Source organism: Arthrobacter sp. FW306-1B-G06A, assembly GCF_058781765.1.
The window spans coordinates 1-13,397 of sequence record NZ_JBYSXB010000068.1 but is presented as its reverse complement, the minus strand read 5'-3'; the positions used below and the strand labels follow the sequence as shown (position 1 = coordinate 13,397).

At 62.4% G+C, this 13,397-nt stretch carries 9 protein-coding genes and 2 rRNA genes; 10 read left to right on the top strand and 1 reads right to left on the bottom strand.

Annotated features, from left to right (window positions below):
- Positions 1-184 precede the first annotated feature (184 nt).
- Positions 185-3,324 (top strand): 23S ribosomal RNA (locus AC3WJM_RS22455).
- A gap of 183 nt (positions 3,325-3,507) precedes the next feature.
- Positions 3,508-3,624, top strand: a 5S ribosomal RNA gene (gene rrf / locus AC3WJM_RS22450).
- Positions 3,625-4,262: 638 nt separating this feature from the next.
- On the opposite strand, the gene AC3WJM_RS22445 is transcribed toward rrf, so the two are convergent.
- Entirely contained in the window at positions 4,263-5,024 is a 762-nt protein-coding gene (locus AC3WJM_RS22445; RefSeq protein ID WP_492273001.1) for a hypothetical protein, read from the bottom strand.
- Between the two features lie 21 nt (positions 5,025-5,045).
- Here AC3WJM_RS22445 and AC3WJM_RS22440 point away from each other — a divergent pair, with 21 nt between their 5' ends.
- The 8 genes from AC3WJM_RS22440 to AC3WJM_RS22405 form a co-directional block, all read left to right on the top strand.
- Entirely contained in the window at positions 5,046-5,921 is an 876-nt protein-coding gene (locus AC3WJM_RS22440) for a hypothetical protein (protein WP_492273000.1), read from the top strand.
- Positions 5,914-6,903 (top strand): HAD-IIA family hydrolase, encoded by a 990-nt coding sequence (locus AC3WJM_RS22435; protein ID WP_492272999.1) that lies wholly within the window; start codon positions 5,914-5,916, stop codon positions 6,901-6,903. The genes AC3WJM_RS22440 and AC3WJM_RS22435 overlap by 8 nt, the downstream gene beginning before the upstream one ends.
- Positions 6,904-6,912: 9 nt before the next feature.
- Positions 6,913-7,167, top strand: coding sequence for a hypothetical protein (locus AC3WJM_RS22430; protein ID WP_492272998.1), 255 nt, complete (start codon positions 6,913-6,915; stop codon positions 7,165-7,167).
- A gap of 2 nt (positions 7,168-7,169) precedes the next feature.
- A complete protein-coding gene (locus AC3WJM_RS22425) occupies positions 7,170-7,982 on the top strand; it encodes a TlyA family RNA methyltransferase (protein WP_492272997.1) in 813 nt (270 codons plus the stop codon).
- Between the two features lie 13 nt (positions 7,983-7,995).
- On the top strand, positions 7,996-9,018 hold the full coding sequence (locus tag AC3WJM_RS22420) for an NAD kinase (RefSeq protein WP_284991620.1): 1,023 nt from the start codon (positions 7,996-7,998) through the stop codon (positions 9,016-9,018).
- A gap of 3 nt (positions 9,019-9,021) precedes the next feature.
- Positions 9,022-10,761, top strand: a complete 1,740-nt coding sequence (gene recN, locus AC3WJM_RS22415) for a DNA repair protein RecN (RefSeq protein ID WP_492272996.1) — start codon at positions 9,022-9,024, stop codon at positions 10,759-10,761.
- A 211-nt stretch (positions 10,762-10,972) separates the two neighbouring features.
- Positions 10,973-12,715, top strand: coding sequence for a CTP synthase (gene pyrG, locus AC3WJM_RS22410; RefSeq protein WP_059389171.1), 1,743 nt, complete (start codon positions 10,973-10,975; stop codon positions 12,713-12,715).
- A 27-nt stretch (positions 12,716-12,742) separates the two neighbouring features.
- A partial coding sequence (locus tag AC3WJM_RS22405; protein WP_492272995.1) for an NUDIX domain-containing protein occupies positions 12,743-13,397 on the top strand: 655 nt, incomplete at its 3' end.

Genomic DNA, 13,397 nt, shown 5'->3' with positions numbered 1-13,397 from the left:
TGCGGGGGGTGTGTGGTACGGGGTTGTTGTTTGAGAACTACATAGTGGACGCGAGCATCTAGGCACGCGCATGGTCATTGCCTCTTGTGGGGTGGTGGGGTGTGTGTGTCTTACAGCAATTTCTTTTTATGAACCCGGCCCTTTCGGGGGTTTGGTTCTCTCGAGAAGTTTTTTGATCTTGTGTGGTCAAGTTTTTAAGGGCACACGGTGGATGCCTTGGCATTAGGAGCCGAAGAAGGACGTAGGAATCTGCGATAAGCCTGGGGGAGTTGATAACCGAACGGTGATCCCAGGATGTCCGAATGGGGAAACCCCGCCAGACGCGTTTTGCGTGATCTGGTGACCCGCATCTGAACACATAGGGTGCGTGGGGGGAACGCGGGGAAGTGAAACATCTCAGTACCCGCAGGAAGAGAAAACAAGAGTGATTCCGTTAGTAGTGGCGAGCGAACGCGGATGAGGCTAAACCGTTCCATGTGTGATAGCCGGCGGGCGTTGCATGGGCGGGGTTGTGGGACTTTCCGTACTGGTTCTGCCGGACCGGTGGGGTGAGAGTGCAGGCATAGGTGAACGGTCTTGAAAGGCCGGCCGGAGAGGGTGTTAGCCCCGTAACCGTAATGTTGTGTGCCGCCTGGAGAGGATCCCAAGTAGCACGGGGCCCGAGAAATCCCGTGTGAATCTGTCAGGACCACCTGATAAGCCTAAATACTTCCTAATGACCGATAGCGGACCAGTACCGTGAGGGAAAGGTGAAAAGTACCCCGGGAGGGGAGTGAAACAGTACCTGAAACCGTGTGCTTACAATCCGTCGGAGCCAGTCTGATTCTGGTGACGGCGTGCCTTTTGAAGAATGAGCCTGCGAGTTAGTGTTACGTCGCGAGGTTAACCCGTGTGGGGTAGCCGTAGCGAAAGCGAGTCTGAACAGGGCGAGTGTAGTGGCGTGATCTAGACCCGAAGCGGAGTGATCTACCCATGGCCAGGTTGAAGCGACGGTAAGACGTCGTGGAGGACCGAACCCACTTCAGTTGAAAATGGAGGGGATGAGCTGTGGGTAGGGGTGAAAGGCCAATCAAACTCCGTGATAGCTGGTTCTCCCCGAAATGCATTTAGGTGCAGCGTTGCGTGTTTCTTGCCGGAGGTAGAGCTACTGGATGGCCGATGGGCCCTACAAGGTTACTGACGTCAGCCAAACTCCGAATGCCGGTAAGTGAGAGCGCAGCAGTGAGACTGTGGGGGATAAGCTTCATAGTCGAGAGGGAAACAGCCCAGACCACCAACTAAGGCCCCTAAGCGTGTGCTAAGTGGGAAAGGATGTGGAGTTGCGAAGACAACCAGGAGGTTGGCTTAGAAGCAGCCATCCTTGAAAGAGTGCGTAATAGCTCACTGGTCAAGTGATTCCGCGCCGACAATGTAGCGGGGCTCAAGTACACCGCCGAAGTTGTGGATTTCAGATAGTAGACAAGCCTTCGTGGTTCAGTCGTCTGGAGTGGTAGGGGAGCGTCGTGTGGGCGGTGAAGTCGCGGTGTAAACCAGCGGTGGAGCCTACACGAGTGAGAATGCAGGCATGAGTAGCGAAAGACGGGTGAGAAACCCGTCCGCCGAATGATCAAGGGTTCCAGGGTCAAGCTAATCTGCCCTGGGTAAGTCGGGACCTAAGGCGAGGCCGACAGGCGTAGTCGATGGACAACGGGTTGATATTCCCGTACCGGCGAAGGACCGCCCATGCCAAGCGGGGGATACTAACCGCCCGGAGCCTGCCCAATCACCCTTGTGGTGTGCGGGTTTTGGCCGAGCGCGGGACCTGATCCCGGGAGGTAAGCGTATTAACAGGTGTGACGCAGGAAGGTAGCCGGGCCGGGCGATGGTTGCCCCGGTCTAAGGATGTAGGGTCAGCGATAGGCAAATCCGTCGCTGTGTCTTTGATGACGTTCCTGAGATCTGATGGGACCCCCGTCATGGGGGGATCCGGTGATCCTATGCTGCCTAGAAAAGCATCGGCGCGAGGTCCCAGCCGCCCGTACCCCAAACCGACACAGGTGATCAGGTAGAGAATACCAAGGCGATCGAGAGAATTATGGTTAAGGAACTCGGCAAAATGCCCCCGTAACTTCGGGAGAAGGGGGGCCCCAACCTTGAACACCACTTGCTGGTGGGAGGGGATCGGGGCCGCAGAGACCAGGGGGAAGCGACTGTTTACTAAAAACACAGGTCCGTGCGAAGTCGCAAGACGATGTATACGGACTGACTCCTGCCCGGTGCTGGAAGGTTAAGAGGACCGGTTAGCCGCAAGGCGAAGCTGAGAATTTAAGCCCCAGTAAACGGCGGTGGTAACTATAACCATCCTAAGGTAGCGAAATTCCTTGTCGGGTAAGTTCCGACCTGCACGAATGGAGTAACGACTTCCCCGCTGTCTCAACCATAAACTCGGCGAAATTGCAGTACGAGTAAAGATGCTCGTTACGCGCAGCAGGACGGAAAGACCCCGAGACCTTTACTATAGTTTGGTATTGGTGTTCGGAGTGGCTTGTGTAGGATAGGTGGGAGACGTTGAAGCCCTCACGCCAGTGGGGGTGGAGTCATCGTTGAAATACCACTCTGGTCACTTTGGACATCTAACTTCGGCCCGTGATCCGGGTCAGGGACAGTGCCTGATGGGTAGTTTAACTGGGGCGGTTGCCTCCTAAAAAGTAACGGAGGCGCCCAAAGGTTCCCTCAGCCTGGTTGGCAATCAGGTGTCGAGTGTAAGTGCACAAGGGAGCTTGACTGTGAGAGAGACATCTCAAGCAGGGACGAAAGTCGGGACTAGTGATCCGGCGGTACATTGTGGAATGGCCGTCGCTCAACGGATAAAAGGTACCTCGGGGATAACAGGCTGATCTTGCCCAAGAGTCCATATCGACGGCATGGTTTGGCACCTCGATGTCGGCTCGTCGCATCCTGGGGCTGGAGTAGGTCCCAAGGGTTGGGCTGTTCGCCCATTAAAGCGGTACGCGAGCTGGGTTTAGAACGTCGTGAGACAGTTCGGTCCCTATCCGCTGCGCGCGCAGGAAATTTGAGAAGGGCTGTCCTTAGTACGAGAGGACCGGGACGGACGAACCTCTGGTGTGTCAGTTGTACTGCCAAGTGCACCGCTGATTAGCTACGTTCGGATGGGATAACCGCTGAAAGCATCTAAGCGGGAAGCTCGCTTCAAGATGAGATTTCCATACACCTCGTGTGTGAGAGGCCCCCAGCCAGACCACTGGGTTGATAGGCCGGATGTGGAAGACAGGACTAAAGACTGTTGAAGCTGACCGGTACTAATAGGCCGACAACTTACACCACACAAACACGATCACTGCTTGCGTCCACTATGTGGTTCCCGAACAACAACCCGCCACCGGGTGTGTTCCATGGAACCAACAACTGAATAACAACACCACCGAACCCTTCACCGGGTCCGGACAAGTTGTAACCACGTATCTTCCCACCCCGCACCCACGTGTGTGCGGGGACGGGTAACAGGGTTACGGCGGTCATAGCGTGGGGGAAACGCCCGGTCCCATTCCGAACCCGGAAGCTAAGACCCACAGCGCCGATGGTACTGCACCCGGGAGGGTGTGGGAGAGTAGGACACCGCCGGACAACCATTCACCGGCCAGGCCCCGACACACCGTGTCGGGGCCTGACCCACTTAAAACACCCGAACACACGAGCGAGGGTGAGCCCGCGACCCACGAAAACCCCGCATACCTGAGCGGGCGTCCCACGAAAACCCTTTATTACTGAGCGGGCGTCCGGGGCATCCAACCCCGGCCCACCTATCACCCGGTTTCCGCGAACCCCCGCTCAGATATAGGGCCATTTTGGCAGACCCCGGCTCGGATATGGCAGGGAAATCCCAAACCCCGGCTCACCTATCCAGGTTCCACGACCGACACCCGCCCACATGATGTGAGCCGGCATCCGGCCGGAACCCGGCAGATGTGAGCCGGCATCCGGCCGGAACCCGGTATATGTGAGCGGGCGTCCGGCCAGAACCCGGTATATGTGAGCGAGCGTTGTTTGAGGATTCCGATCCCGGACTCGGATCTGTAAGCCAGCCCTAGCGGCTCAGTCATGCTTGGGGTTGTGATGATTCCCACGGGAAGCTGAATAGGCGGCCCTCGAATGCGTTCGCAGATGCCTGTTCACCTAGAATTACATAAGAGATACGAGCCGGATCCCGGCGGCGTGAGAACAAAATACGGATACGAGCGGCTGCGCATGCGCCAGTGGTCAGCTCACAACAGGAGGAATCCATCATGGCTGAGCACAACGGCGGCAACCGCGGCAACTTCGGCGGTGGCCGGGGCGATCGCGGCCCGTTCCGCGCCAACAACAATTCCGGGGGCGACCCGCGAGGATTCCGTTCCAGGGAAAACCGTGACGGCGCTCCTGGCGGTGACCGGGATCGTAAGCCGTTTGGTGACCGTCCGAGCCGCGACGGCGACCGTAAGCCGTTTGGTGATCGTCCTCGTCGGGATGGGGATGCGCGTCCGAGTTTTGGTGACCGGGATCGGAAGCCGTTTGGTGACCGTCCGAGCCGTGAGGGGGATCGGGATCGTAAGCCGTTCGGTGATCGTGACAGGAAGCCGTTTGGTGATCGTCCTCGTCGTGATGGGGATGCGCGCCCGAGTTTCGGTGACCGTGATCGGAAGCCGTTTGGTGATCGTCCGAGCCGCGACGGTGACCGTGATCGGAAGCCGTTTGGTGATCGTCCGAGCCGCGACGGTGACCGTGATCGGAAGCCGTTCGGTGACCGTCCGCGCCGCGAAGGCGACGGAGAACGCCGTAGCTTCGACGACCGCCCCGAGCGAGGTCCCCGCAAGTTCGATGGCCCACGTACCGAGGGACGTAGCTTCGGCGGCGGATCCTGGGAAGAGCGTCCCGCCCGGGTTCCCAACGCGGCGGATCTGCGCAGCGCCAACCGCCCGGACCGCGAGCGTTCCCCGGAGATCGACGACGACGTTACAGGCCAGGAGCTCGACCGGGTCACCAAGCACCAGATCAAGACCCTTGAAGGCATGAACGCTGATTGGGTTGCCAAGCACCTGGTGATGGCGGGCCGCCTCATCGATATCGACCCTGAGCTGTCCTTCCAGCATGCCCTCGCCGCAAGCCGCCGTGGTGGCAGGTTGGCGGCTGTCCGCGAGGCTGTGGGCCTGACTGCCTACGCTGCCGGCCACTATGGGGAAGCACTTCGCGAATTCCGCACCTACCGCCGGATCAGTGGCTCCAACGTCCATTTGCCCCTTATGGCCGACTGCGAACGCGGTCTGGGGCGCCCGGACCGTGCGCTGGACGTCGTCCGTTCACCCGAGGCCCAGGATCTCGACGCTCCCGGCAAGGTTGAGCTAGCCATTGTGGCTTCCGGCGCCCGGAGCGATCTTGGCCAGTTGGATGCCGCCGTCGCTGAGCTGGAGATCATCCAGCTCGACATCAACCGCGCCTTCTCCTATAGCCCGCGTCTGTTCCGTGCCTACGCCGACGCCCTGACGGCAGTGGGTCGCACGGAAGAAGCCGGCAAGTGGCAGCGCCAGGCGGTTGTCGCCGAAAATGCCCTCGGCGTTGGAGACTTCGAGGATCCGGACATCATCGACCTCGGCGAGGACGACGAGAACGAGGTTCGCAAGCCCCGTTTCCGGAACATCGAAGAGAACACCGGGCGATCCGAAGAGAGCACGTCCGAGGCCGCGCCCGCGATCGCGGAGACGGCCATCTCCTCCGAAACCACCGAACAGGACGACACGGAACAGAACGACGTAGAACTCGACGACGTCGAGTCTGACTACTTCGAGTCCGACGACGCCGAGTCGGACCGCGATTCCGTCGATGACGCCGAGGAAGACGAGGAAGACGGAGAAGAGGCTTCCGACGGCGAAGAGACCAAGAATGACTGAGGCCTCACTGGTATCGCGTTTTGACGCCGTTCTGTCCGACCTGGACGGAGTTGTCTACGCAGGTCCGCACGCGATTCCCGGCGCTGTGGAGTCCCTGCAGCGGCTCGAGTCGGTCGGGGTGCGCCTCGGCTATGTCACCAACAACGCCTCGCGTACCCCGGCGCAGGTTGCCGCGCATCTTCGTGAACTGGGCGCGCCTGCTGAGGACAACCAAGTGGTCAGTTCTTCGCAGGCCGCAGGCGACCTTTTGGCTGGACTCCTGGCTCCGGGTTCCCGGGTAATGATCACCGGCAGCCCGGCCCTGGCCCACGAAATCGAACTCGTGGGCCTCACACCTGTCCACAGCGCCAAAGACAACCCTGTGGCTGTGGTCCAGGGCTTCAACCCGGAAATCGCGTGGAAGGATCTTGCGGAGGCTTCCTACGTCGTTGCCGCAGGCGCCCTCTGGGTGGCTACCAATACGGACATGTCCATTCCCCAGGCCCGCGGGATTGCTCCCGGAAACGGCACCCTCGTGGCCGCCGTCGCGTCCGCCACTGGCAAACAGCCACGGGTCGCTGGCAAACCGGAGGCTCCGCTCTTCCATTCGGCGGCACGGAGGCTGCAGTCAGAGCGCCCGATCGTCGTGGGAGACAGGCTGGACACCGACATCCTTGGTGGAAACCGTGCGGGCTTCGCGACGGCGGCGGTCCTCACCGGTGTCGACACGCCCGAATCCATCCTTGCTGCACGCAGCTCGGAACGCCCGGGCTACTTGCTGGCTGACCTGACGGAACTGTACGAGCCCTACCCAGAGATCGTCGAGGAGGACAGCACGTTCCGCTGCGGAAAGGCAACCGCCGAAGTCCAGGACGGCCTGATCACCGTCTCCGGTTCCGAGAAGGACCTGGACGCCTGGCGTGCTGCGTGCGCAGCCTGGTGGGCCGCCAATCCCGACGCGGCAGAGGCTACATCGCCGCGGCTCGAATGGCTGGAAAACTAGACTGGTCCAATGAGCGAGTTGAACGATCACCCGGAGGGCGCCGGCGGTCCGCAAAGCGCTGAGCTTCAAAGCCCCGAGCCGCAAAGCGCCGAACCGCACGACGCCCCATGGCCGGACGACGCGGCCCCCACAGGTGACGCCGCCGTGGACTCTGCCGTGGAGCAGCTGGCGGGCATTTCCGCTGTGCCCGTGGCCGAGCACAGCGGTATCTACGCCGAGATCCACGACTCCCTGCTGGCGGCCCTCGACGCCGACGAGCGCTGAGCATGGCCAGACTCGACCAGGAACTCGTCAGCCGTGGATTGGCGAGATCGCGGACCCATGCCGCGAAACTCATTGCGGACGGAAAGGTCAGTTCCGGAGGCAGCGTTCTCGCCAAGGCAGCGCAACAAGTCTCCGAAGAGACAGAAATTGATGTTCAAGCCCACGCCGAGGACGTTTACGTCAGCCGCGCCGGACACAAACTGGCCGGGGCGCTGGCGGCTTTCCCTGCCGTCATTGTGGAAGGAAAGCGGTGCCTCGACGCCGGAGCCTCCACCGGTGGCTTCACAGACGTGCTGCTCCGGCAAGGTGCCGCGCACGTGGTGGCGGTCGACGTCGGGCATGACCAGTTGGTGCCGTCCCTGCGGAACGATCCCCGCGTCGCAGTCCATGAGGGCCTCAACGTCCGCTACATGACGCCCGAGCAGATCGGCGGGCCGGCAGCGCTCACCGTGGCCGACTTGTCCTTCATTTCCCTCACCCTGGTTCTGCATCCGCTCGCTGCATGCACCGAACCCGGGGGAGACCTGGTGCTCATGGTGAAGCCGCAATTCGAGGTCGGCAAGGAACGGCTGAGCCGCACCGGCGTGGTCACCTCCGATCATGAACGGCGGCGCGCCGTGGCCCAGGTCGCCAGGGCGGCCGTGGACGCAGGGCTTGAACTCTGCGGCCTGGCACCGAGTCCCCTGCCCGGCCAGGACGGAAATGTGGAGTACTTCCTGTGGATAAAACGCAGGATGCAGACGGAGTTGCCTAAGATCGAAGAGCGGGACGAGGAAGTTGCTGCACTGATGGAACGAATCTGGACCACCCACTAGAAAGCAGAACACCATGAGCAGGCGCGTTTTGGTCCTTGCCCACACCGGGCGCGAGGACTCCCTTCGCGCGGCCTGGGATGCCTGCGGGCAGCTCCACTACTCCGGCTTGATACCCGTGATGCAGAAGTCTGAACTGGACGACATCGAACGGTTCTACGGCGTGGTGGACAAGCCGATCGAGATACTCCACGAGGACGTCCGGTTGGAAGATGTCGAACTCGTCATGGTTCTCGGAGGCGACGGCACCATCCTGCGCGCGGCCGAGCTGGTCCGCAACGTCGATGTTCCCCTGCTGGGCGTCAACCTCGGGCACGTTGGTTTCCTCGCCGAGAGCGAGCGGGCCGATCTTGCCCAGACAGTCGAGTGGATCGCCAGCCGCGAATACACAGTGGAAGAGCGCATGACCATCGATGTCCAGGTGTGGGTCCGGGGCCAAAAGATCTGGCATACCTGGGCCCTCAACGAAGCCGCCATTGAAAAGGCTGACCGGGAGCGCATGATCGAAGTGGTGACCGAAGTGGATGAACGTCCGCTGACGTCCTTTGGTTGTGACGGAGTGGTGCTTGCTACCCCTACGGGCTCCACGGCCTACGCCTTCTCATCCGGCGGGCCTGTGGTGTGGCCGGAGGTGGAGGCCCTCGTGATTGTCCCCATCAGCGCCCATGCCCTCTTCGCCAAACCCCTCGTGGTTTCGCCGCGGTCCAAGCTGGCCGTGGAGATCCTCACCAGGACCGATGCCCAGGGCGTGCTTTGGTGCGACGGCCGCCGTTCCGTGGACCTCCCACCCGGCGCCCGGATCGAAGTAACCCGGTCCACCCGGCCTGTGCGGCTTGCCCGCACCCACCAGACCCCGTTCTCCGCCCGGCTCGTGCGGAAGTTTGAGCTGCCCATCCACGGCTGGCGGGGTCCGGCACCCCGTTCGGCTGACATCCACACCGGTCCTACCCCCGTGATCAGGACCTTCAAGCCCAGCCCTTTGCCGACGCCCCAGGACGTGCGGACAGGCAGAGCGGCCGACCCCACAAAGGAGATGTAAACCATGATCGAGGAACTCCGGATCCGTGATCTCGGCGTCATCACCGACGCCACCTTGCCGTTGGGGCCCGGCCTGAGTGTGGTCACGGGTGAAACGGGCGCCGGCAAGACCATGGTGGTCACCGCCGTCGGGCTCCTTCTGGGGGCCAGGTCCGACGCCGGTGCGGTACGCTCCGGTGCCAAGTCGGCCTCTGCGGAGGCCACGCTCTTGCTCGATCCGGCGCACGCCGCCGTGGGACGGGCCGTGGAGGCCGGCGGCGACGCGGAAGAGTACGACGGCGGCACCCAGCTCCTGCTGGCCCGCACCGTGGGTGCTGACGGCCGCAGCCGTGCTTTCGTGGGCGGCCGGTCGGCGCCCGTCGGCGTGCTGGCGGAACTTGGCGAGAGCCTCGTGGTGGTGCATGGCCAGTCGGACCAGATCCGGCTCAAGGGTGCCGTGGCGCAGCGGCACGCATTGGACCGCTTCGCCGGGGCAGAGCTCGCGGCGATGCTCACCGAATACCAGGAGCTTTACGGCCATTGGAAATCCAGCCAGGCAGAGCTCGACACACTCCGCGGCGAGGCCCGCGAAAGGCTGCGCGAGGCGGAATCGCTCGCGGTCGCGCTCAACGAAATCGACGACGTCGATCCCCAGCCGGGTGAGGACGAGTCCCTCAAGGCCGAGGCCGTGAAGTTGGCGAACGTGGAAGAGCTCCGCATCGCCGCCGCGGCAGCACATGAAGCACTGATCTCGGAGGAATTCGGCGAAACGGCCGATGCCACGACTCTGATTGACTCTGCCAAACGTGCGCTCGACCAAGTTTCCGAGCATGACGAATCGTTGGCGGGAGCCGCCGCAAGGCTCGCCGAGATCGGCTTCCTCGTCAACGACATCGCGGGGGAGCTGTCCAGCTACCAAGCGTCCCTGGACTCCGAGGGACCCGAACGGCTTTCGGAGATCGAGGAGCGGCGCGCAGCGCTGGCCAAACTCATCCGCAAGTACGCTCCGAGCATCGACGAGGTCCTGGAATGGGCGGCAGCTTCGAGGACCCGCCTGGATGAACTGCAGGATGACTCGAGCCGGATCGAAGCGCTTGACGCCGAGGCGGTTGCTGCGGAGTCGACGCTGCGAAAGCAGGCCACGCGCATCTCGAAGTCGCGCTCGAAGGCAGCAAAGGAGCTCTCCGCGCGCGTGAGTGCGGAACTCACTGCCCTTGCGATGGCCGATGCAACCCTGGTGATCGAGGTGGACAGCCAAGGACAGCTGGGGCCGCACGGCATCGACGACATCTCCTTCCTCCTGCAACCGCACTCAGGCGCCCCGGCACGCCCCCTCGGCAAGGGCGCGTCCGGTGGTGAGTTGTCCCGCGTCATGCTCGCCATCGAAGTGGTCCTCGCAGCCGTGGATCCGGTGCCGACCTTCGTCTTTGACGAAGTGGATGCCGGAGTGGGCGGGCGTGCCGCCGTCGAGATCGGACGCCGGCTTGCCATGCTGGCCCGCCACGTCCAGGTGCTGGTGGTAACCCACTTGCCGCAGGTGGCCGCCTTCGCCGACCAGCACATTCGGGTCACCAAGACCTCAGTCCGGGGAAGCGACGGAAAGACCGCTTCTGGCTTCACGTCCAGCGATGTCCAGCTCCTCGATGACGAAGAACGCGTGAAGGAGCTTGCCAGGATGCTCGCGGGGCAGGAAGACTCGGAGTCTGCGCGCGCGCATGCCCAGGAGTTGCTGGACGACGCCAAACTGCTGCCCCAGCAGGCATAGGAGCCCGGCCGCAGCCTGGGACATCGGTCACATGCGCGCCTTCGTCGGGCTGGGAGGCCGCTTCGGCGGTTCCGTTGCCACGAGCGGATTCCCAGCCGCCCGGCCTGTTTTTACCGGTCCGGGTGGACTTTACTCTTGATCCTTGCCCCACGGCAGGGGACTATTGAGCATTTGGGAAAACGGCAAAGCGGATCCTTTGGAGGCGCAATTGATGATAGGCTCGAATTCCGTGGTGCAGCGATCAAATTCCCGTGTAAATTCCCGGTTCCCGGGCTCGTCCAAGACGACCAAACACATCTTTGTCACTGGCGGTGTGGCGTCCTCGCTCGGTAAGGGACTGACGGCTTCGAGCCTCGGCCACCTGCTGCGGGCACGCGGTTTGTCTGTAACTATGCAGAAGCTCGATCCCTATCTCAACGTGGATCCGGGCACGATGAACCCCTTCCAGCACGGCGAAGTCTTCGTCACTGACGACGGCGCCGAAACCGACCTCGACATCGGACACTATGAGCGCTTCCTCGATGAGAACCTCGAGGGCTCGGCCAACGTCACAACCGGCCAGATCTACTCGACTGTCATCGCCAAGGAACGGCGTGGTGAGTACCTCGGCGACACCGTCCAGGTCATTCCGCACATCACGGACGAGATCAAGCGCCGCATGCGCCTCCCCGCTGAGGGCAAAAACGCTCCGGACGTCATCATCACCGAAATCGGCGGCACCGTGGGCGACATCGAGTCGCAGCCTTTCCTCGAGTCCGCGCGCCAGGTCCGCCAGGACATCGGCCGCAACAACGTCTTCTTCCTCCACGTCTCCTTGGTGCCGTACATCGGACCCTCGCAGGAACTGAAGACCAAACCAACACAGCACTCTGTTGCCGCGCTGCGTTCCCTCGGCATTCAGCCGGAAGCGATCGTGATCCGTTCGGACCGCGAAGTGCCTGACGCCATGCGCGAAAAGATTGGCCGCATGTGCGACGTCGATATCGACGCCGTGATCAACGCCGCCGATGCGCCGAGCATCTACGACATCCCCAAGACGCTGCACACCCAGGGCCTTGACTCCTACGTTGTCCGAGCCCTGGATCTCCCGTTCAAGGACGTCGACTGGACCAGCTGGGACAAGCTCCTCGAAGCTGTCCACAACCCCAAGCACCACGTGGAAGTTGCCCTCGTGGGCAAGTACATCGACCTCCCGGACGCATACTTGTCCGTGACCGAGGCCTTGCGTGCCGGCGGTTTTGCAAACGAAACCAAGGTCAAGATCCGCTGGGTCCCGTCCGACGAGTGTGAAACCCTCGAGGGCGCCACCAAGTCCTTGGCCGGCGTCGACGCCATTTGCGTTCCCGGCGGCTTCGGTATCCGTGGCCTCGAGGGCAAGCTTGGTGCGCTCAAGTTCGCCCGCGAGACAAAGCTTCCGGTGCTGGGCCTGTGCCTCGGTCTCCAGTGCATGGTCATTGAGTACGCCCGCAACGTGGTCGGCCTCGAGGGGGCGTCCTCCAGCGAGTTCGAACCCGACTCCAAGTACCCGGTCATCGCCACGATGGAAGAACAGCTCGACATCGTGGACGGCAAGGGCGACCTAGGCGGCACGATGCGCCTGGGCCTTTACGAAGCCAAGTTGGATGAAGGCTCCGTGGTTGCAGAGACCTATGGCGCAACAACCGTCAGCGAGCGTCACCGGCACCGCTACGAGGTCAACAACAAGTACCGCGAGCAGATCGCCTCCGAGGGACTCGTGTTCTCCGGAACGTCCCCCGATGGCAAGCTGGTTGAGTTCGTGGAACTGCCGCGTGACGTACACCCGTACTACGTGGCAACGCAGGCCCACCCCGAGCTCAGCTCCCGCCCGACGCGCCCGCACCCGCTGTTTGCCGGCCTCGTGAAGGCCGCGCTGGAGCGTCAGTCCGGCGTGGACTCGGTAGCAAAGTCAGCCCGCAAGGTCGCTGCGAAGTAATCGCTCACACAAACGAAGGACGGCGCGATGCCCGGTATTTCTGAAACCCCCAGCACTTTTCGGAAGGTTTCGGACATGCCGAGCCCGCGCCGTCTTTTGTCGTCCAGCAAGGTCTATGAAGGCCGTATTTGGGACGTCGTGAGCGACGCCTTCGAGCTCGGCGAAGACACCGGCACTTTGGTCCGCGACTACATCGACCATCCCGGCGCCGTCGCGGTGCTGCCGATGAATGTCGACGGCGAGATCCTGTTGCTCAAGCAATACCGCCACCCGGTGGGAATGGACCTGTGGGAGATTCCTGCCGGGCTTCTTGACGTGGCCGGCGAGGACTTCGTGGTCGGCGCGGCCAGGGAGCTCGCGGAAGAGGCCGATCTCACGGCGGCCACGTGGAATGTCCTCGCGGACTTCTTCAATTCGCCCGGCTCCTCGAGCGAGGCGATTCGCATCTATCTGGCGCGCGGATTGGGTGACGTTCCCGAGGCGGAACGGCACGTCCGCACGGATGAAGAGGCCGAAATCGAACTCGTGTGGGTCACGCTTGACGAGGCTGTTTCGGCGGTCCTCGAGGGCCGCCTGCATAACCCGTCCGCCGTCGTCGGGATACTCGCAGCCGCCGCCGCACGCGCCGACGGCTTCAGGAACCTGCGGCCGGCCGATGCTCCCTGGCCCGCCCACCCGAGCC

What these genes read in the sequence shown, in the direction of transcription:
- AC3WJM_RS22440 (WP_492273000.1), top strand. Translation starts at nt 5,046, where the DNA reads ATGAACGCTGATTGGGTTGCCAAGCACCTGGTGATGGCGGGCCGCCTC.
- AC3WJM_RS22435 (WP_492272999.1), top strand. Translation starts at nt 5,914, where the DNA reads ATGACTGAGGCCTCACTGGTATCGCGTTTTGACGCCGTTCTGTCCGAC.
- AC3WJM_RS22430 (WP_492272998.1), top strand. Translation starts at nt 6,913, where the DNA reads ATGAGCGAGTTGAACGATCACCCGGAGGGCGCCGGCGGTCCGCAAAGC.
- AC3WJM_RS22425 (WP_492272997.1), top strand. Translation starts at nt 7,170, where the DNA reads ATGGCCAGACTCGACCAGGAACTCGTCAGCCGTGGATTGGCGAGATCG.
- AC3WJM_RS22420 (WP_284991620.1), top strand. Translation starts at nt 7,996, where the DNA reads ATGAGCAGGCGCGTTTTGGTCCTTGCCCACACCGGGCGCGAGGACTCC.
- recN (WP_492272996.1), top strand. Translation starts at nt 9,022, where the DNA reads ATGATCGAGGAACTCCGGATCCGTGATCTCGGCGTCATCACCGACGCC.
- pyrG (WP_059389171.1), top strand. Translation starts at nt 10,973, where the DNA reads ATGATAGGCTCGAATTCCGTGGTGCAGCGATCAAATTCCCGTGTAAAT.